At 48.6% G+C, this 22,506-nt stretch carries 10 protein-coding genes; all 10 read right to left on the reverse strand.

The features are described from left to right. Positions 1-56 precede the first annotated feature (56 nt). The 10 genes from ACOMG9_RS04180 to ACOMG9_RS04225 all read right to left on the reverse strand — a co-directional run bounded on the left by ACOMG9_RS04180 (position 57) and on the right by ACOMG9_RS04225 (position 22,423). Positions 57-2,210: a hypothetical protein gene (locus ACOMG9_RS04180; RefSeq protein WP_448215902.1), complete on the reverse strand. Its 2,154-nt coding sequence runs from the start codon at positions 2,208-2,210 to the stop codon at positions 57-59. Between the two features lie 161 nt (positions 2,211-2,371). Next, positions 2,372-4,303, reverse strand: a complete 1,932-nt coding sequence (locus tag ACOMG9_RS04185) for a hypothetical protein (RefSeq protein WP_494529826.1) — start codon at positions 4,301-4,303, stop codon at positions 2,372-2,374. 177 nt (positions 4,304-4,480) lie between these two features. Next, on the reverse strand, positions 4,481-6,688 hold the full coding sequence (locus tag ACOMG9_RS04190) for a hypothetical protein (protein ID WP_448215904.1): 2,208 nt from the start codon (positions 6,686-6,688) through the stop codon (positions 4,481-4,483). 160 nt (positions 6,689-6,848) lie between these two features. Beyond that, positions 6,849-8,711 carry a hypothetical protein gene (locus ACOMG9_RS04195; RefSeq protein ID WP_448215905.1) on the reverse strand — a complete coding sequence of 621 codons (1,863 nt, stop codon included), beginning with the start codon at positions 8,709-8,711 and terminating at the stop codon, positions 6,849-6,851. A 157-nt stretch (positions 8,712-8,868) separates the two neighbouring features. Then, positions 8,869-10,986 (reverse strand): hypothetical protein, encoded by a 2,118-nt coding sequence (locus ACOMG9_RS04200; protein ID WP_494529827.1) that lies wholly within the window; start codon positions 10,984-10,986, stop codon positions 8,869-8,871. 109 nt (positions 10,987-11,095) lie between these two features. Then, positions 11,096-13,147: a hypothetical protein gene (locus ACOMG9_RS04205; RefSeq protein ID WP_494529828.1), complete on the reverse strand. Its 2,052-nt coding sequence runs from the start codon at positions 13,145-13,147 to the stop codon at positions 11,096-11,098. A gap of 133 nt (positions 13,148-13,280) precedes the next feature. Then, positions 13,281-15,788, reverse strand: coding sequence for a hypothetical protein (locus ACOMG9_RS04210; RefSeq protein WP_448215908.1), 2,508 nt, complete (start codon positions 15,786-15,788; stop codon positions 13,281-13,283). Positions 15,789-15,923: 135 nt separating this feature from the next. After that, positions 15,924-17,804: a hypothetical protein gene (locus tag ACOMG9_RS04215; protein WP_494529829.1), complete on the reverse strand. Its 1,881-nt coding sequence runs from the start codon at positions 17,802-17,804 to the stop codon at positions 15,924-15,926. Between the two features lie 117 nt (positions 17,805-17,921). After that, positions 17,922-20,087 (reverse strand): hypothetical protein, encoded by a 2,166-nt coding sequence (locus tag ACOMG9_RS04220; RefSeq protein ID WP_494529830.1) that lies wholly within the window; start codon positions 20,085-20,087, stop codon positions 17,922-17,924. 134 nt (positions 20,088-20,221) lie between these two features. Beyond that, positions 20,222-22,423, reverse strand: coding sequence for a hypothetical protein (locus tag ACOMG9_RS04225; protein WP_494529831.1), 2,202 nt, complete (start codon positions 22,421-22,423; stop codon positions 20,222-20,224). Positions 22,424-22,506: the final 83 nt, after the last annotated feature.

A 22,506-nucleotide genomic window follows, 5' to 3' on the forward strand; every position in this document is an offset into this window, starting at 1 on the left:
GCGAAGGTGCGGGTTTTTGGAGTTTTGCGACACTCCCTTAAAGTGCGGGTATCAGCTCAAGGAGTGAGGTTATTGAGTTGGTTCACATAAACAGGCTTGCGTTTTTGATGTCTTCTTTTGTGCTCCGAGAGGGCATGAGCATTCTCGCAGACCTTCCTGCATTGCCACAGCAGACCGTCGTCCCCGACCAGGGTCATGCCACAGGTTTGTTGCCTAGTGTGGACGCTGCTTTTATGAGCCGACAGATATTGATCGTTTCTGAAGGCCTTTCCGCACGGCTGCTGCAGGCCATTCTTTCCAACCACTGTCATAGTGCAGGTTTGTGGCTCACTGTGGTCTCTTCTTTTGTGATTCGACAAGGCTTTAGCATTCTGGCAGACCTTTTCGCATGGCTGTGGTTGGCTATCCGCACCAATTATTGATAGGTCGCAGGTTAGTCGCCCTCTGTGGATGCTGCTTTTATGACACGATAGAGATTGAGCACTCCTTAAAACCTTCCCGCATGGCCGCTGCTGGCCATCCTCCATGATCACGGTTACTTCACAGGTTTGTTGCCCGGTGTGGTGATTGTTTTTGTGATTCGACAAGGCTTTAGCATTCTTGCAGATCGTTCCGCACGGCCGCAGCTGGCCATCCTCCTCGATAACGGTCATATCACAGGTTTGTTGACCGGTGTGGAAATTACTTTTGTGATTCAACAAGGCTTTAGCATTCCGGCAGACCGTTCCGCATGGCCGTGGTTGGCTATCCGCACCGATTACTGATAGGTCACAGGTTTGTTGCCTGGTGTGGATGCTGCTTTTATGAGCAGACAGAGATTGAGCACTCCCTAAAACCTTCCCGCACGGCCGCAGCTGGCCATCCTTGGCGACCACGGTTATTTCACAGGTTTTTTGCCCGGTGTGGTAATTGTTTTTGTGATTCGACAAAGCTTTAGCACTCTGACATAACGTTCCGCATGGCCGCAGCTGGCCATCCTCCCCGACAACGATCGCATCACAGGTTTGTTGCTTGCTGTGGAAATTTCTTTTGTGATTAGACAAGGCTTTAGGATTCTGGCAGACCCTTCCGCATGGCTGTGTCTGGCCATTCTCCCTGACAACGGGCTCATAACAGGTTTTTTGCCCGTAGTGAGTGCTGATTTTATGAATTGACAGATCGACAGCATTCTTGAAGACCTTCCCGCACTGCCGTTTCTGGCCATCTTCCCCGATTACGATCAAGTTGCAGGTTTTTTGCCCGCTATGGTATCTGTGTTTGTGACTCGACAGGGCTTGAGTATTTTTGCAGACCTTCCCACAGGGTCTTGGCCGGCCATCCTCTCCGACTGATGTCAGGACACAGGCTTTTTGCCCGGTATGGTATCTGCTTCTGTGAAACAACAGATATTTTTTATTATTGAATACTTTCTTGCATTGCCGCACCTGACCATCATCTCCGACCTGGATCACGCTACAAGTTGCCTGTCCGGCAGGGAGCCTTGAGTCGGCTGCCCCTGCAACCATAGAGTTTGACGCGACACCGTCTACAGACGTACAACCAAAGCAGTGTGTATCAGCGAAATGGGGGTATGAGTCTGATACAGGGGGTGATCCAGTGTTGTCTGTCGAACTTTTTTCACAAACCAGCGCTCCGCTATTGGATGGGTCGTAAGATTGTCGAAATCGACAAACACCGTTGCATGGATAGATAAAACAATTTAAATCAAAAGTATGCAGGTATTGTCCAGGGTCTTCATTACCGCTGCCAGAGTCTGAATACAGAAGGCTGGTGTAATAGCCTGTAATATAACTAGCCGCATGTGGGGTATGCTGACCCGATGATTGTGATGGCTGAAATTGTGGTTGGTCCTGTTCAGAGCCAGGCATCAGAGTGGTGATGGCAAACGGGTGATTAGGACTCGCCTCTTGTTGTTTGATGGGATAAAACAACTGTGAGCCCGGGTTCCAATAATTTTTTAAAAGCCAGCCGACAGTGATAACTGCTTCCAGAGGTAGCCAGGAAATCGACTCAATCAGGGTCGTTTTCATCTCGTTATTGTAAAGTTTGTGTCGTTTTTCATCAGGCGGTGAATCGGGTTCTGTATAACCGTTTGTGTTGGCAATATCAGACGGGCTGTCTGACAAAGTTCTTCGGTCAAGCTTTATAAAAAAATACTGGTTTGAAGAATCTGCACTTTGTTCAGGCTCGATAACAAAGCATTTTGTCAAGGGGTTAGCCTGACAGGTGACAGACAACGACAGTAACAGCAGTACAGCAAAGAGTGAGTGTTTAATAATTCTATCCCTGTCTTCTGGCTTACAGAGAGGAAGGATAGATCAAGAAAATAAGAGTGTTTTTGTGTCTTTCGTATGAAAGGGCGGGAGTCAGATCAAGGGAGACCGTTCAGATTCGTATTAACAGATTTGCGTTTCCGATGTGTTTTTTTGTGATCCGAGAAGGCTTGAGCATTTTTGCAGACCTTTCCGCATGGTTGCGGCTGGCCATCCTTATCAATCAGGGGCAGTTCACAGGTTTTTTGACCTGAGTGGTAATTGCTTTTGTGAGACGACAGTGATGCTAAATTTTTGAAGACCTTTCCGCATGCCCGCTGCTGACCATCCTTATCAACCAGAGTCAGTTCACAGGCTTTTTGCCGTGAGTGGCAGTTGCTTTTGTGAGATGAGAGGGCTTTGGCACTATTGCAGACTTTTCCACATGGTTGCGGCTGGCCATCCTGATCAATCAGGTTCAGTTCACAGGTTTTTTGCCCGGTGTGGGTGCCGCTTTTGTGAGACGACAGTAATGCTAAATTTTTGAAGACCCTCCCGCATGCCCGCTGCTGGCCATCCTCCCCGAGGACAGTCATGCCACAGGTTTTTTTCCCGCTGTGGTAACTGTTTTTGTGACTCCACAGGGCTTCAGCATTCTTGCACACAGTTCCGCATGGTCGCGGCTGGCCATTATCTCCAATCACTGTAAATTCGCAGATTTTTTTCTCGCTGTGAGCGCTGTTTTTGTGAAACGACAGTGATCGTGAAGTCTTGAAAACCTGACCGCATAGTCGCAGCTGGCCATCTTTCCAGAGCACGGTCAAATTACAGATTTTTTGCCCGGTATGGTATGCGCTTTTGTGAGATGACAGGGCTTGAGCATTCTTGCTGACTTTCCCGCATGGTCGCTGCTGGCCATCCTCCCCGACCACAGTCACACCACAGGTTTTTTGTCCGATATGATCGGTGTTTTTGTGATTGTACAGGGCTCTGTTATTCTGGCAGAGCAATCCGCATGGCTGAGGTCGGCCATCCTCGCCGGTTACCGTATAGTCACAGGTTTTTTTTCCGCTATGGTACTTGCTTCTGTGAGATGACAGAGCTCTGGCATTTTTGCAGACTTTCCCGCATTGTCGCTGCTGGCCATCCTCCCCTGATACTATTTCATTGCACTTTGTTTGCCCTGCAAGGTGAGTTGGATCAGCTGATCCTGCTCCCATTAGGTTAAGGAAAACCCCGTCTGAGGCGACCCCGTCTGAGGCGACCACGTCCAGGGCGACCCCGTCTTCAAATTTATAAAGATAGTAGTGTGTATTTGCCGAATAGGGACATGAGTCTGGTTCTGGGTTTGTCTCTGTGTGGTCTGTCGAACTTTCTTCAAAAGCCAACTCACCGCTATTGTATGGATTGGAAGATTGTCGGAATTGACAAATGCCATGACAGGGATAGATATAACAGTTTAAACCTAAAGTATGCGAGTGTTGTTCAGGGTCTTCGTTACCGTCGTTAGAGTCAGAATAAAGGAGGCTGTAGAAATAGCCTTTAATATGAGCGGGGGGCTGTTGGCCGGGTGATTCTGATGGTTGGCCTTGTTGCGGAGCATGTTCAGAGCCAGCCATCATAGCGGAAATTGCAAACGGGGGGGGCTGACTCGCTTCTTGTGGTTCAATCGGGTTATACAGGGATGAATAGGGATTCCAATCGCTTTTTAAAAGCCAACCCACAGCGATAACTGTTTCTTCAGGTATCCATGAATAAGGGCTTGAGCTTAAAGGGATGTCATTGGTGGTCAGAAACAGTCCATAAGCAACCAGCAGATTCGTAGCATAAAACCACTGCCACGAAATTGACTGAATGAAGAACGTTTTCAACCTGTAGCTGTCAGGTCTGTGTCGTTTGTCATCAAGCTGTGAATAGGGTTCTGCATAGCCGTTTGTGTCGACAATGTCCGTTGTTTTGCCTGGCAATACCCTTCGTTCAAGCTTTATAAAAAAGTTCTGGTTTGGAAAATTTGCATTCTGTTCAAGCCCGACAATACAACGTCTTGTCAAAGGTTTAACCTGGCAGGTGACAGACAGCGACAGTATCAGCAGTGCTGCAAAGAGTGAGTATTTAATGATTCTATTCTTGTATTCAAGTCTACAGAGAGCAAGGATAGATCAAGCAAGCAAGCAAGCAAGCAAGTAAGTATGTTTTTGTGTTTTCCCAATGAAAGGGCCGGTTTCAGTTCAAAGTGTCAGGTAATCGTTCCGGTCCGCATCAAGAGACTTGCGTTTTCGATGTGTTCTTTTGTGCTTCGACAGGGCTTGAGTATTCTTGCAGCCCTTCTCGCATGATCGCAACAGACCATTTTTGTCGAGCACGTTTAAGTCACAGGTTTCTTGTCTGGTGTGATATTTGCTTTTGTGAGCCGACAGAGATGCAATACTGCGGAAGATCCTACCGCACGGCCGCTGCTGGTTATCCTCCCCGACTGTGATGAATTCACAGGTTTGTTGCCCGGTGTGATGATTGCTTTTGTGATTCGACAGGGCTTTGGCATTCTTGCAGACTGTCCCGCATGGCAGAGGCTGGCCATTCTTCCCAATCAGAGTAGCTTCGCAAGTTTGCTGCTCGGTGTGGACGCTGCTTTTGTGAGACGACAGTGATGATACATTTTTGAAGACCTTCCCGCATCTTCGCAGCTGACCACCCTCTCCGAGCACAGTCATGCCACAGGTTTTTTTACCGGTATGGTAATTGCCTTTGTGATTCGACAGAGCTTTGGCATTATTGCAGACTACTCCGCATGGCCGCGACTGGCCATTCTCTCCAATCACTGTAAATTCACAGGCTTTTTGTTCGGTGTGGGCCCTTCTTTTATGATTCGAGAGGGCCATAGCATGCTTGAAGAGCTTCCCGCATGGTTGCGGCTTACCATCCTTTCCGACCACATTTTCTTCACAGTTTTTTTGCCCGGAGTGTACTCTGCTTTTGTGATCCCATAGGGCTTTAGCATTCTTGCATATCATTCCGCAGGTTCGTGGCTGTCCATTCTCCCCGACTTCTGTCACGGGACAGTTTTGTTGCCCGCTGTGATATCTGCTTTTGTGATCCCATAGGGCTTTTGCACTCTTGAAGGTCATCCCGCACGGCCGCGGCTGGCCATCCTCACAGAGTATGGTCAAGTCACAGCTTTGTTGTCTGGTGTGGTATTTGCCTTTGTGATACGACAGGGCTGGAATATTCTTGCAGACTGTCCCGCATGGCCGTGACTGGCCATCCTCCCCGACGACTCTTACGTCACAGGCTTTTTGCCCGGTATGATATTGGCTTTTGTGATTCGACAGGGAATGAGTATTCTTGCAGACCTTCCGGCATGGATGCAGCTGGCCATCCTCCCCAAACACGTTGATATCACAGGCTTGTTGCCCGGTATGGGTGCCGCTTCTGTGAGATGACAGTGATCGTGCATTCTTGAAGACCTTCCCGCAAGGCTGCAGCTGGCTATTCCCCCCGAGCACAGTCAAGTCACAGGTTTTTTGTCTCGTGTGAGCTATTCTTTTGTGATCCCACGGGGCCTGAGCACTCTTGCAGTGAATCCCCCATGGTTGTGGCTGTTCATCCTCCCAGAGTACGACCATTTCACAGGTTTTTCTCTCATTGTGGGTGCTGCTTTTATGAACCGAGAGAGATTCAGCATTCCTGAAGATCTTCCCACATTGTCGCAGCTGGCCATCATCTGCGATCAGGATCACGTTACAGGTTGCTTGTCCGACCGGGGGAGTTGTATCGGCTGCCCATGCAACCATTGAGTCTAAGGCGACTCCGTCTGAGGCGACCCCATCTACCCTATTGGAAGGGTCGGAAGATTGTCGAAATCGACAAACACCTTTACAGGGATAGATAAAACAATTTAAACCCAAAGTATGCAGGTGTTCTTGAGGGTCTTCATTACCGCTGCCAGAGTCAGAATACAGAGGGCTGGTGTAATAGCTTGTAATATGAGTAGCGGCCTGTGGGGTATGCTGACCCGATGATTGTGATGGCTGATATTGAGGTTGGTTCTGTTCAGAACCGTTCATTATAGTGGTAATGGAAAACGGGTGATTTTTTAAAAACCAGCCGACAGTGATAACCGTTTCCAGAGGTAACCATGAATAAAGGGTTGGGCATAGAAAGATGTTTTTGGTGGTCAGGATCAGTTCATAAGCAACCAGCAGATTCGTAGCGTATAGGCAGTGCCAGAAAATCGACTCAATAAGGGTGGTTTTCATCCCGTAATTGGATGGTTTGTGTCGTTTTTTATCAGGCGGTGAATCAGGTTCCGTATGGCCGTTTGTATCGGCAATGTCAGACGGGGTGCCTGACAATGTTCGTCGGTCAAGCTGTATAAAAAAATTCTGGTTTGAAAAATCTGCATTCTGTTCAAGCTCGATAAGAAAGCATCTTGTCAAGGGTTTAGCCAGGCAGACGACAGACAACGACAGCAAAAAGAGTGCCACAAAAAGTGAGTGTTTAATAAATCTATCCTTGCTTTCTGGTTTACAGAGAGGAAGGATAGATCAAGAAAATAAGTGTGTTTTTTTGTTTCTGACACCAGAGGTGGTTATCAGCTCAAGGAGTGGGGTCATTGTCCTGATTCGCATTAGCAGGTTTGCGTTTTCGATGCATTCTTTTGTGATCCGTCAAGGCTTTGAGACTCTTGCAGATCTTCCCGCACGACCGCAGTTGGCCATCCATCCCGACCAAGGCCTCCTTACAGGTTTTTTTCCCGGAGTGGCATTGGGCTTTGTGATCAGACAGGGCTCTAGCATTCTTGCAGGCCTTCCCGCACTGGCATGGCTGTCCATCCACCCCGATCACGATTTCCATACAGATTTTTTGCCCGCTGTGATACTTGTGTTTGTGATCCAGGAGGCTTTTTGCACTCTTGTAGGTCTTCCCGCACGGCCTCGGCTGGCCATCCTCACAGAGCATGGGCAAGTCACAGCTTTGTTGTCCGGTGTGAGCTCTTCTTTTGTGATCCGACAGGGCCTGGGCATTCTTGCAGATCGTCCCGCATGGTTGTGGTTTCTCGTCCTCCCCGGGTACGGTCAAGTGACAGGTTTTTTGCCCGCTGTGGATGCTGCTTTTATGGGCCGACAGAGATTGAACATTCCTGAAGACCTTCCCACATGGTCGCAGCTGGCCGTCCTGCCCAGGCACGTTCACATCACAGCTACGTTGCCCCTTGTGGAAGTTGCTTTTGTGAGTCGACAGGACTCTGGCATTCTGGCAAATCATCCCGCATGGCCGTGGCTGGCCATACTCCCCGATGACTCTCAGGTTACAGATTTTTTGCCCGCTGTGGTATTTGTATTTGTGACTCGACAGGGCTTGAGCATTCTTGCAGACCTTCCCGCATGGATGCAGCAGGCCATACTCCCCAATCAGGTTGGCATCACAGGTTTTTTGCCTGGTGTGAGCGCACCTTTTGTGACTTGACAGGGCTCTGGAATTTTTGAAGACCAATCCGCATGGCCCAGGCTGGCAATCCTCACCGATTTTTGTTACATCACAGGTTTTTTTTCCACTGTGGACTTTGCTTTTATGTCCAGACAAGGCTTGACCGCTTTTGAAGACCTTACCACAGGGTCGCAGCTGGTCATCTTTTCCGAATAATGTTTCGACACAGGTTTTTTGCCCGGTATGGTATTTGCCTTTGTGAAGCGACAGCTTGTGTTTATTCTGAAATACCTTACTGCATTGCCGCACCTGACCATCATCTCCGATCTGGATCACGCTGCAGGTTGCCTCTCCGGTAGGGGCCGTTGTATCGGCCCAATGAGGGTATGAGTCTGATACGGGGGGTGATCCAGTGTTGTCTGTTGAACTTTTTTCACAAACAGGCGTTCCGCTATTGGATGAATCTGAAGATTGTCGAAATCGACAGACACCGTTACAGGGATGGATAAAACAATTTAAATTCAAAGTATGCAGTTGTTGTTCAGGGTCTTCATTACCGCTGCCAGAGTCAGAATACAGGAGGCTGGTGAAATAGCCTGTAATATGAGTAGTAGCCTGCGGGGGAAGCTGACCCGATGATTGTGTTGGCTGATATTGCGTTTGGTCCTGTTCAGAGCCGGGCCTCAGAGAGGTGATGGCAAACGGGTGATCAGGATTCGCCTCTTGTTGTTTACCGGGATTAAATAACTGTGAGTAGGTGTTGCGATAGTTTTTTAAAAGCCAGCTGACAGTGAGAACTGCTTCCAGAGGTAGCCATGAATAAGGGGTTGGGTATTGAAAGGTGGTTTTCATCCCGTAATTGTCAGGTATATGTCGTATTTTATCCGGAGGTAAATCGGGTTCCGTATAGCCGTTTGTACCGGAAATGTCAGACGGGTTGCCTGACAATGTTCCTTGGTCAAGCTTTATAAAAAAGTTCTGGTTTGAAAAATCTGCATTCTGTTCAAGCTCGATAACAAAGCATCTTGTCAAGGGTTTAGCTTGGCAGATGACAGACAACGATAGTAACAGAAGTGCCGCAAAGAGTGAGTGTTTAATAATTCGATCCCTGTCTTCTGATTTACAGAGAGGAAGGATAGATCAAGAAAATAAGTGTGCTTTTGTGGCTTCCTCATGAAAGGGGGGCAGTTCAAGGAGTGAGGTCACCGTTCCGGTCCCAATCAACAGGCTTGCGTTTTCGATGTATTCTTTTGTGATTCGACAGGGCTCTAACACCCTTGCAGATCCTCCCACACGACTGTGGTTGGCCATCCACCCCGACCACGGTTTCCTCGCAGGTTTTTTGCCCGCTGTGGTATTTGCTTTTGTGATACGTCAGGGTTGGAATATTCTTGCAGACTGTCCCGCATGGCCGTGACTGGCCATCCTCCCCGACGACTCTCACGTCACAGGTTTTTTGCCCTGTGTGATATTGGTTTTTGTGATTCGACAGGGAATGAGTATTCTTGCAAACCTTCCCGCATAGATGCAGCAGGCCGTCCTCCCCAACTACTTTTACGTCACAGGTTTTTCGCCCTGTGTGGTATTTGTATTTGTGATACATCAGGGCTCGAATATTTTTGCAAACTGTCCTGCATGGATGTGGCCGACCATCCTCCCTGACGACTCTTATGTCACAGGTTTTTTGCCCGCTGTGATATTGGTTTTTGTGATTCGACAGGGCTTGAGCATTCTTGCAGACCTTCCCGCATGGGTGCAGCTGGCCATCCTCCCCAAGCACGTTGGCATCACAGATTCCTTGTCTGGTGTGGACGTACCTTTTGTGACTTGACAGGGCTGTGGCATTCTCGCAGATTTTCCCGCAGGGTCGCAGCTGGCCGTCCTCGCCGACCACGGTTTTATTACAGGCTTGTTGCTTGCCATGCGTGCTTCTTCTGTGATATGTCAGGGCTGGAATATTCTTGCAGACTTTCCCGCATGGCCTTGGCTGGCCATCCTCTGCGATCATGGTTATTTCACAGGTTTGTCGTCCGGAATGGATGGCGCTTCTGTGAAATGACAGTGATGGTGCATTTTGAAAGACCTTCCCGCAGCGCCGCAGCTGGCCGTCCTCGCCCACCACGGTTTCATTACAGGCTTGTTGCTCGCCGTGCACGCTCCTTTTATGATACGTCAGGGTTGGAATATTCTTGCAGACTTTCCCGCATGGCCTTGGCTGGTCATCCTCTCCGATTATGGTTTTTTCACAGGTTTGTCGCCCGGAATGGACGGCGCTTCTGTGAGATGACAGTGAATGTGCATTCTTGAAGACCTTCCCGCAAGGCTGCAGCTGGCCATTCTCCCCGAGCATAACCAAGTTACAGGTTTGTTGTCTCGTGTGAGCTATTCTTTTGTGATTCAACAGAGCCTGGGTAGTCTCACAGAGAGCCTCGCATGCTTGTGCCTGTCTATTCTCCCTGAGCACGCTTAAGTCACAGGCTTTTTGCCCGCTGTGGGTGTTGCTTTTATGAACCGACAGAGATTGAGCACTACTGAAGACCTTCCCGCATTGTCGTAGCTGGCAATCATCTCCGACCAGGATCACGTTGCAGGTTGCTTGTTCGACAGGTGGAACTGTATTGGCTGCTCCTGCTACGATTGAGTCTATGGCGACCCCGTCTAAGGCGACCCCATTCACACTATTGGGTGGATAGGAAGATTGTCGGAATCGACAAACACCGTTACAGGGATAGATAAAACAATTTAAACCCAAAGTATGCAGGTCTTGTTCAGGGTCTTCATTACCGCTGCCAGAGTCGGAATACAGAAGGCTGGTGGAGTAGCCTGTAACATAGTTAGTGGCCTGTGGGGTATGCTGACCCGATGATTGTGATGGCCGATTTTGAGGTTGATTCCCTTCAGAGCCAGTCATCAGAATGATGATGGCAAACGGGTGATCAGGACTCGCCTCTTGTTGTTTAGTGGGATTAAATAACTGTGAGTTGGGGTTCCAGTAGTTTTTTAAAAGCCAGCTGACCGTGAGAACTGCTTCCAGAGATAGCCATGAATAAGGGGTTGGGTATTGAAAGGTGATTTTCATCTCGTAATTGTCAGTTTTGTGTGGTTTTTTATCAGGCGGTGAAGCAGGTTCTTTATAGCCGTTTGTGTCGGTAATGTCAGGCGGGTTGCCTGACAATGTTCGTCGGTCAAGATTGATAAAAAAATTCTGGTTTGAAAAATCTGCATTCTGTTCAAGCTCGATAACAAAGCCTCTTGTCAACGATTTAGCCTCGCAGATGACAGACAGCGACAGTAACAGCAGTACCAAAAAGAGTGAGTGTTTAATAATTCTATCCCTGTCTTCCGATTTACAGAGAGGAAGGATAGATCAAGAAAATAAATGTGTTTTTGTGGCTTCCTCATGAAAGGGCGGCAGTTCAAGGAGTGAGGTCATTGCTCCGGTACTTATCAACAGGCTTGCGTTTTCGATGTATTCTTTTGTGATTCGAAAGGGCCCTGGCATTCTGGCAGACCACTGCGCATGGCCGTGGCTGTCGATCCTCCCCGACTAGTGTCAGGTTACAGATTTTCTGTCCGGTGTGAACTGTGCTTTTGTGCACGTACAGGTCTTGAGTGCTTTTGCAGACCTTCCTGCATGAACGCAGCTCGCCATCTTCTCCTACCATGGTCGTATAACAGATTTGTTGCCCGCTGTGGACTCTGCTTTTATGAGATGACAATTTTTTGGCGTTATTGCAGACCACTCCACATGGCCGCGGCTGTCCATCCTCCCCGACGATTGTCACGTTACAAGTTTTTTGCCCGCTGTGGTATTGGTTTCTGTGAGTCGACAGGGCTTGAGTATTCTTGCAGAGCTTCCCGCATGGGTACAGCTGGCCATCTTCCCCAACCACGTTGGCATAACAGGTTTGTGGTCTGGTGTGAACGAGCCTTTTGTGATCCCGAAGGGCCTGAGCATTCTTGCAGAGCGTCCCGCATGGTTGTGGTTGCTCATCCTCCCCAAATACGGTCAAGTCACAGGTTTTTTGCCCGCTGTGGATACACCTTCTGTGAGATGACAGTGATTGTGGATTCTTGAAGACCTTCCCGCAAGGCTTTAGCTGACCATCCTCGCCGATCTCCGCCGCATCACAGGTTTTATGCTCAGCATGAACGCTGTTTTTGTGATTGAGCAGGGCTCCGGAATTCTTGCAGAGCAATCCGCATGGCCTTGGCTGACCATCCTCCCCGAAGACTCTTACGCGACAGGTTTTTTGCCCGCTGTGGTATCTGTATTTGTGACACGACAGGGCTTGTGCACTCTTGCAGACCTTCCCACATGGGTAAAGCTGGTCATCCTCACCAACCAGGTTGGCATCGCAGGTTTTTAAGCTGCAGTGGACGCTCCTTTTATGACTCGACAGGGCTGCGGCATTCATGAAGACCATTCCGCATGGCCTTGACTGACCATCCTCCCCGAACACAATCACGACACAGGTTTTTTGCCCGGAGTGGCAAGATATTTTGTGATTCGACAGGGCTTGAGCGTTCTCGCAGACCTTCCCACAGAGGCGCGGCTGGCCATTCTTGATGACTAATGTTATGTCGCAGGTTTTTTGCCCGGTATGGTATTTGCTTTTGTGAGACCAAAGTACTTTTTTATTCTTGAAGACCTTTCCACATTGTCGCAGCTGGCCATCATCTGCGATCAGGATCACGTTACAGGTTGCTTGTCCGACCGGAGGAGTTGTATTGGCTGTCCCTGCAGCCATTGGTTCTGAGGCGACCCCATTTACCTCATTGGATGGATCGGAAGATTGTCGAAATCGACAGACACCGTTACAGGGATGGACAAAACAATTTAAATTCAAAGTATGCAGGTCTTGTTCAGGGTCTTGATTACCGCTGCCAGAGTCGGGATACAGAGGGCTAGTGTAATAGCCTGTAAAACAGGTAGTGGCCTGTGGGGCATGCTGACCCGATGATTGTGTTGGCTGATATTGAGGTTGGTTCTGTTCAGAGCCGGGCATCAGAGTGGTGATTGCAAACGGGTGATTTTGATTCGCCTCCTGGTGTTCAATTGGATTAAACAACGGTGAGAAGGGGTTCCAATAGTTTTTTAAAAGCCAGCCGACAGTGATAACCGCTTCCAGAGGTAGCCATGAATAAAGGGTTGGGCATTGAAAGGTGTCTTTGGTGGTCAGGATCATCTCATAAGCAACCAGCAGATTGGTAATGTCTAGCCATTGCCGGGAAATCGACTCAATCAGGGTTGTTTTGATCCCGTATATGTCAGTTTTGTGGCGTTTGTTATGAGGCGGTGAACCGGATTTTGTATAGCCGTTTGTATTGTCAAAGTCAGAGGGGTTGTCTGACAATATTTGTCGGTCAGGCTTTATAAAAAAGTTCTGGTTTGAAAAATCTGCATTCTGTTCAAACTCGATAACAAAGCGTCTCGTTAACGGTTTAGCCTGGCAGACGACAGACAACGACAGTAACAGCAGTGCCGCAAAGAGTGAGTGTTTAATGATTCTATCCCTGTCTTCTGATTTACAGAGAGGAAGGATAGATCAAGAAATAACTGTATTTTTTGCTTTTCTCACTGAGAGGGCGGTTATCAGTTCAAGGAGTGAGGTCATTGTCCCGGTTCACATTAACAGGCTTGCGTTTACGGTGTTTTCTTTTGTGGTCCGACAGGGCTTTGACATCTTTGCAGACCTCCCCGCAGTGCTGCGGCTGGCCGTCCTCGGCGACTGCGGTTTCATTACAGACTTGTTGCTTGCTGTGCACGCTTCTTCTGTGATACGACAGGGCTTGAATATTCTTGCAGACTTTCCCGCATAGCCTTGACTGACCATCCTCACTGATCATGGTTATTTCACAGGTTTTTCGCCCGGAATGGATGGTGATTCTGTGAGATGACAGTGATTGTGCATTCTTGAAGACCTTCCCACAAGACTGCAGCTGGCCATTCTTCCCCGGCATAGCCAGGTCACAGGTTTGTTGGCTAGTGTGAGCCATTTTTTTGTGCTTCAACAGGACCTGAGCAGTCTTACAGAGAGCCCCGCATGGTTGTGGCAGTCCATCTTCCCCGAGCACGGTTAAGTGGCAGGTTTTTTGCCCGGTGTGGTTGTTGCTTTTATGAACCGACAGAGATTGAGCACTTCTGAAGACCTTCCCGCATCGCCGCTGCTTGCCGTCCTCTCCAAACACGCTCGCTTCACAAATTCGTTGACTGGTGTGGAAGTTGCCTTTGTGATTCGACAGGACTTTAGCATTCTGACAAACCATTCCACATGGCCGTGGCTGGCCGTCTTCCCCGATGACTTTTGCGTTACAGGTTTTTTGCCCGGTGTGGTATGCGTTTTTGTGATTCGACAGGCTCTGCACACTCTTGCAGACCCTTCCGCATCGGTGCAGCTGGCCATCCTCCCCAACTACGTTGGCATCACAGGTTTGCTCTCTGGTGTGGACGTACCTTCTGTGAGTCCAAAGGGTTTGAGCATTCTTGCAGACCAATCCACATGGCCATAACTGGCCATCCTCCCCGACGACTTTAAAGGCACAGGTTTTTTGCCCTGTGTGGTATTTGCCTTTGTGATTTAACAGGCTCTGCGCACTCTTGTAGATTTTCCCACACGGTCGCTGCTCGCCATCTTCCCCGGTAACGGTCCCAGCACAGGTTCGTTGCCCACCGTGGGTTCTTTTTTTGTGTCTCAAGAGGGTCATAGCATTCGGGCAGACCATTCCGCAGGGTCGTGACTGGCCATCTTCTCCTGTCTCTGTCACGTTACAGGTTCTTTGTCCACTGTGGAACTTGCTTTTGTGCTCTGACAGGGCTTTAGGACTCTTGCAGATTTTCCCACATGTTCGCGGCTGGCCATCCTCACTGATCACGGTCGTATTGCAGGTTTGTTCCCCGCTGTGGACTCTTTTTTTGTGAGATGCCAATTTTTTTGCATTACTGCAGACCTTCCCGCACGGCTGCGGCTGGCCATCTTTCCCGACCACGGTTACTTCACAGGTTTTTTGCCCGGTGTGGTATTTGGTTTGGTGAATTGAGAGGGCTTGTGCACCGTTGTAGGTCTTCCCGCATGTTCGCGGCTGGCCATCCTCCCCTACTTCTGTTAAGTCACAGGTTTTTTTTCTGGCGTGGACTTTGCTTTTATGTTCAGACAAAGCCTGAGCACTTTTGTAGACCTTCCCACAGGGGCGTCGCTGGTCATCTTCTCCTGATAATGTCACGTCACAGGTTTTTTGCCCAGTGTGGTATTTGCTTTTGTGAGACCTAAGTATTTTTTTATTCTTTAAAGCTTTCCCACATTGTCGCAGCTGGCCATCATCTCCGATCAGGATCACGTTGCAGGTTACTTGTCCGACAGGGGGAGTTGTATAGGCTGCCCCTGTGAACATTGACTCTGAGGCGACCCCGTTCACGTTATCGGATGGATCGGAAAATTGTCGAAATCGACAAACACCGTTACAGGGATAGATAAAACAATTTAAACCCAAAGTGTGCAGGTGTTGTTCAGGGTCTTCATTACCGCTGCCAGAGTCAGAATACAGGAGGCTGGTGAAATAGCCTGTAATATGAGCAGTCGCCTGTGGGGTATGCTGATCCAATGATTGTGATGGCCGATATTGGGGTTGGTTCTGTTCAGAGCCAGGCATCATAGTGGCAATGGCAAACGGGTGATTTTGATTCTCCTCTTGTTGTTCAATTGAGTTAAACAGCGGTGAGTCGGGGTTCCAATAGTTTTTTAAAAGCCAGCCAACAGCGATAACCGCTTCCAGAGGTAGCCATGAACAAAGGGTTGGGCATTGAAAGGTGTCTTTGGTGGTCAGGGTCAGTTCATGAGCAATCAGCATAATCGTAGCCTGTAGCCATTGCCACGAAATCGACTCAATCAGGGTCGTTTTCATACCGTAAATGTAAAGTTTGTGTCGTTTTTTATCAGGTGGTGAACCGGGTTCTTTAAAGCCGTTTGTATCGGTAATGTCAGACGGGTTGCCTGACAATGTCCCTCGGTCAATCTTTATAAAAAAGTTCTGGTTTGAAACATCTGCATTCTGTTCAAGCTCGATAACAAAGCACCTTGTTAACGGTTTAGCCTGGCAGATGACAGACAACGACAGTAACAGAAGTGCCGCAAAGAGTGAGTGTTTAATAATTCTGTCTCTGTCTTCTGGTTTACAGAGAGGAAGGATAGATCAAGAAAATAAGTGTGTTTGTTTGTCTTTCCCGTTAAGGGGGCGGTTATCAGTTCAAGGACTGAGGTCATTGTCCCGGTTCACTCCAACAGGCTTGCGTTTACGGTGTTGTCTTTTGTGGTCCGACAGGGCTTTGACATTCTTGCAGGCTTTCCCGCTCGGCCGCGGTTGACTATCTAACCCGAACACGGTCTCCTTGCAGGTTTTTTCCTTGCTGTGATATCTGGCTTTGTGATTCGACAGGGCTTTAAGATTCTTGCAGACCAATCCGCACGGCCCTGGCTGGCCATCCTCACCAATTACTGTTACGGCACAGGTTTTTTGTCCGGTGTGGCTGTTGCTTTTATGAACCGACAGAGATCGAACACTCCCGTATACCCTCCCGCATAGCCGCTGCTGGCCGTCGTCCCCAACCACGCTCGCATCACAACTTTGTTGACTGGTGTGGAAGTTGTTTTTGTGATCCGACAGAACTTTAGCATTCTGACAGACCATTCCACATGGCTGAGGCTGACCATCGTCTCCGACGACTTTTACGTCACAGGTTTTTTGCCCGGTGTGATATTGGTTTCTGTGATTCGACAGGGTTTTAGCATTCTTGCAGAGCTTCCCGCATGGGTATAGCTGGCCATCCTCCCCAACCAGGTTGGCATCACAGGTTTGTTGTCCCGAGTGAGCTATTCTTTTGTGATTCGACAGGGCTGTGGAATTTTTGCAGACCTTACCGCATGGTCGATGCTGGCCATCCTTCGACACTTCTGTCACATCACAGGTTTTTTTTCCACTGTGGATTCTGCTTTTATGTTCAGAAAAGGCTTGAGCACTTTTGTAGACCTTCCCGCAGCGGCGCGGCTGGCCATCTTCGCCGAATAATGTTAGGTCACAGGTTTTTTGCCCAGTATGGTATTTGCTTCTGTGAGACCAAAGTACTTTTTTATTCTTTAATAACTTCCCACATTGTCGCAGCTGGCCATCATCTCCGATCAGGATTATGTTGCAGGTTGTTTGTCCGACCAGGGGAGTCGTATCGACTGCCCCTGCAGCCATCGAGTCTGAGGCGACCCCGTCTGAGGCGACCTCGTCTGAGGCGACCCCGTCTGAGGCGACCTCGTCTGAGGCGACCTCGTCTGAGGCGACCTCGTCTGAGGCGACCTCGTCTGAGGCGACCCCGTCTGAGGCGACCCCGTCTGAGGCGACCCCGTCTGAGGCGACCCCGTTTAGGCTATTGGACGGATCGGAAGATTGTCGCAATCGACAAACACCGTTACAGGGATAGATAAAACAATTTAAACCCAGAGTATGCAGGTATTGTCGAGGGTCTTCATTACCGCCGCCAGAGTCAGGATACAGAAGGCTGGTGAAATAGCCTGTAATATGAGTACTGGCCTGTGGGGTATGCTGACTGGATGATTGTGATGGCTGAAATTGAGGTTGATTATGTTCAGCGCCAGCTATCATAGTGGTGATCGCAACCGGGTGATTTTGATTCGCCTCTTGTTGTTCAATTGGGTTAAACAGCGATGAGCCGAGGTTCCTATAGCTTGTTAAAAGCCAGCCGACGGTGACGGCCGCTTCCAGAGGTAGCAATGAATAAAGGGTTGGGCATTGAAAGGTGTCTTTGGTGATCAAGATCAGTTCATAAGCAACCAGCAGATTCATAGCGTATAGCCATTGCCAGGAAATCGGCTCAATCAGGACCGTTTTTATACCGTAAATGTCAGGTTTTTGTCGTTTTTTATCAGGCGGTGAACCGGGTTCTATACAGCCACTAGTAACGGCAATGTCAGACGGGTTGTCTGACAATGCTCGTCGGTCAAGTTTTATACAAAAGTTCTGGTTTGAAAAATCTGCATTCTGCTCAAGCTCGATAACAAAGCACCTTGTTAACGGCTTAGCATGGCAGATGACAGACAACAACAGCAACAGCAACAGCAACAGCAATACCGAAAAGAGTGAACGTTTAATAATTCTATCCCTGTCTTCTGATTTACAGAGAGGAAGGATAGATCAAGAAAATAAGTGTGTTGATTTCCTCATCAAAGAGGGGACAGTTCAATGAGTGGGGTCATTGTTCCGGTAATTAGCAACGGGCTTGCGTTTTCGATGTATTCTTTTGTGATCCGACAGTGCTCTGACGCTCTTGCAGATTTTCCCGCACGACCACGTTTGGCCATCCACCCCGATCACGGCCTCATTACAGGTTTTTTGCCCGGTGTGGTATCTGGCTTTGTGATCCGACAGAGCTTGAGCACTCTTGCAGGTCTTCCCGCACGGCCATGGCTGGCGATCCTCCCCGACAACGCTTTTATTACAGATGAGTTGCCCGCTGTGCATGCTTCTTTTGTGATACGACAGGGCTTGAATATTCTTGTAGACTTTCCCGCAAGGCCGTGGCTTGCCATCATCCCCGACCATGGTTATTCCACAAGTTTGTCGCCCGGAATGGTGGCATCTTCTGTGAGATGACAGTGATTGTGTATTTTTGAAGACCTTCCCGCAAGGCTGCAGCTGGTCATTCTCCCCGAGCACGGTCAAGTCACAGGTTTGTTGTCCGGTGTGAGCTTTTCTTTTGTGATCCCGAAGGGCCTGAGCATTCTTGCAGGGCGTCCCGCATGGTTGTGGTCGGTCATTTTCCCCGGGCACGGTCAAGTCACAGGTTTTTTGCCCGCTGTGGATGCACCTTCTGTGACATGACAGTGATCGTCCATTCTTGAAGACCTTCCCGCAAGGCTGTAGCTGGCCATTCACCCCGACCACGGCCTCGTTACAGGTTTTTTGCCCGGTGTGGCATCTGGCTTTGTGATTCGACAGGGCTTGAGCACTCTTGCAGATCTCCCCGCACGGCCATGGCTGGCCATCCTCCCCGACAACCTTTTCATTACAGATGTGTTGCCCGCTGTGTATGCTTCTTTTATGATACGACAGGGCTTGAATATTCTTGTAGACTTTCCCGCAAGGCTGTGGCTGGCCATCTTCCCCGACCATGGTTATTTCACAAGTTTTTCGCCCGGAATGGATGTTCCTTCTGTGAGATAAGAGTGTTTGTGTATTCTTGAAGACCCTCCCGCAAGGCTGCAGCTGGTCATTCTCCCCGAGCACGGTCAAGTTACAGGTTTTTTGCCCGGTGTGGGATTTGCTTTTGTGCTCTGACAGGGCTACGGAACTCTTGCAGATTTTTCCACATGGTCGCGGCTGGCCATCCTTGCTGACCACGGTCGTATTACAGGTTTGTTGCCCACTATGGAATCTCTTTTTGTGAGATGCCAATTTTTTGGCATTACTGCAGACCATTCCACAGGGGCGCGGCTGGTCATCTTCTCCTGATAATGTTACGTCACAGGTTTCTTGCCCGGTATGGCATTTGTTTTTGTGAGTCCAAAGTGATTTTTTATTCTTTAAAAACTTCCCACATTGTCGCAACTGGCCATCGTTTCCGATCAGGATCACATTGCAGGTTGTCTTTCTGACGGGGGGAGTTGTATCGGCTGCGCCTGCAACCATTGATTCTGAGGCGACCCCGTTTACGCTATTGGACGGATCGGAAGATTGTCGGAATCGACAAACACCGTTACAGGGATAGATAAAACAATTTAAACCCAGAGTGTGCAGGTATTGTTGAGGGTCTTCATTACCACTGCCAGAGTCAGAATACAGAAGGCTGGTGAAATAGCCTGTAATATGAGTACTGGCCTTTGGGGTATGCTGACCGGATAATTGTGATGGCTGATATTGAGGTTGATTCTGTTTAGAGCCAGCCATCATAGTGGTAATGGCAAACGGGTGATTTTGATTCGCCTCTTGTTGTTCAATTGGGTTAAACCGCAGTGAGTCGAGGTTCCAATAGCTTTTTAAAAGCCAGCCGACAGTGATGGCCGCTTCCAGAGGTAGCGATGAATACAGGGTTGGGCATTGAAAGGTGTCTTTGGTGTTCAGGATCAGTTCATAAGCAACCAGCAGATTCGTAGCGTATAGCCATTGCCAGGAAATCGACTCAATCAGGGGCGTCTTTATACCGTAAATGTCAGGTTTGTGTCGTTTTTTATCAGGCGGTGAACCGGGTTCTATACAGCCATTAGTCTCGGCAATGTCAGACGGGTTGTCTGACAATGTTCGTCGGTCAAGCTTTATAAAAAAGTTCTGGTTTGAAAAATCTGCATTCTGTTCAAGTTCGATAACAAAGCACCTTGTTAACGGCTTAGCCTGGCAGATGACAGACAACGACAGCAATAGCAGTACCAAAAAAAGTGAGTGTTTAATAATTCTATCCCTGTCTTCTGATTTACAGAGAGGAAGGATAGATCAAGAAATAAGTTTATTGTTTTGTCTTTCCCTCTAAGAGGGGGGTTATCAGTTCAAGGAATGAGGTCATTGTCCAGGTTCACATTAACAGGCATGCGTTTACGGTGTATTCTTTTGTGATTCGAAAGGGTTTGAGCATTCTTGAATACCTTCCCGCATGGTCGCTGCCGACCATCCTCTCCGACCACGGTCGCGTAACAGGTTTGTTGCCCTGTGTGCTTGTCTCTTTTGTGATCTGACAGGGCTCTGGAACTCTTGCAGACCTCTCCGCACGGGCGTGGACGAGCATCTTCACCGATCACGGTCCGGTCACAGGTTCGTTGCCCGCTGTGGGCTCTGGTTTTGTGAGCTGACAGGGCCTGAGAACTCTTGCAGATCTTCCCGCATGCCCGAGGTCGGCTGTGCTCTGGGAAAATGGTTACGCCACAGATTTTTTGCCTGCTGTGTTGTTTGCTTTTGTGATCCGACAGGGCTTTAGCATTCTTGCATAGCTTCCCGCATGAAAGCGGCTGGCCATCCTCCCCGACCCATGTCAAGTCGCAGGTTTTTTGTCCAGTGTGCTCTTTTCTTTTGTGATCAAGCAGGACTCTGGTATTCTTGCAGATCTTCCCGCATGGCTGTGGCTGGCCATCCTCTGCGAACACAGTGAAGTCACAGCTTTTTTGCTCTGAGTGGTATCTGTTTTTGTGATCCAACAGGACTCTGGAATTTCTGAAGGTCATCAGGCACAGTTTCTGCTGACCATCCTCCCCGATCAATTTAGAGTTACAGGTTTTTTGCCCGGAGTGGTATTTTCCTTTGTGATCCCAGAGGGCCTTAGCATTCTTGCAGAGTTTTCCACAGGGTCGCGGCTGCTTGTTCGCCTCAAACACGGTGAACCTACAGATTTTTTGGCCGCTGTGGTATCTGCTTTTGTGTACAGACAGTGATTGAGCATTTTTGAGGACAACCCCGCATGGCCGCTTCTGACTGTCCTTCCCGACAATGATCGCTTTACAGATTTTCTGTCCGGAGTGATATCTGCTTTTGTGTGATGATAAAGATTTAGCATTCTTGAAGACTGACCCGCATGGCTGCTTCTGACCATCCTTCCCGGTCACTGTAAAGTTACAGATTTTATTCCCGGAGTGGTATATGCTTTTGTGAGACGACAGGGATCGAGTATTCTCACAGACTTTCCTGCATAGCTTCTGTCGGCCGTCCTCCCCAACCACTATCAGGTTGCAGATGACCTGCCCGGCAGGGCCAATTCTATCGTTCTTCTCTGCATCTACTGACTGTGATGCGACCCCGTCCATATAGTTGCAATTATATTCTGCGTGCCCTGTCGAACTTTCTTCGGAATTCAGCTCTTCGCTATCGGATAAGTCAGATGAATCGGATGAGTCAGATGAGTCAGATGAGTCAGATGAGTCAGATGAGTCAGATGAGTCAGATGAGTCAGATGAGTCAGATGAGTCAGATGAGTCAGATGAGTCAGATGAGTCAGATGAGTCAGATGAGTCAGATGAGTCAGATGAGTCAGATGAGTCAGATGAGTCAGATGAATCGGATAAACCAAAAAAACCGTATAAAGAATATAAGTGGTGAAAGGGTAATGATCCCAAGTGACAAACGCCACGACATGGATGGACGAAACAATTTAGACCAAAGGTGTGTGAGTATAGTCCAGAGCCCCCCCTGCCTCCGCTTGAGTCAAAATACATGAGACCTGTGAAATAGTCTGTAGGCAGGGTGGAGAAATGTGAAGCTTGCTGGACAGATGATTCTGATGGCTGGCCTTGTTGTTGATGTCCAGAGCCAGACATCATGGTGGTGATCGCAAACGACTGATCCCCCTGTGTCAGCATAGATGTCGCCTCCTGTTGTTCAATTGGTTTAAATAGCGGTGAACCGTGGTTCCAATAGCTTTTTAAAAGCCAACCAACCGTGAAAAACGCTTCTACAGGTACCCATGAATAACTGTGAGAGCTTAGAGGGATGTTTCTGTTGGTCTGGATCAGTTCGAAAGCAACCAGCAGATGAGTGACGTAATACCATTGCCACGAAGTCGACTCAATGATTATCGTTTTTACTCTATAACCGCCAGGTTCGTGTCGTTTTTGATCTTGCGGCGAATCAGATCCTGCGTAGCTGGGTGTGTCGTCAATGTCTGATGGTCTGCCTGACAAAGTATGCCGGTTATTTTTCATAGAAAAGTTCTGATTTGGAAAACCTGTATCCTGTTCAGGCAAGGCAATAAAACGTCTTGTCAATGTTTCAGCCTGACAGAAGACAGATAAGAAAAATACCAGCAAGTGCAGGGTTACAAGGGATGCGTGTTTAATAATTTTATCCT

The sequence above is a fragment of the Endozoicomonas sp. PH6C genome, assembly GCF_059322965.1.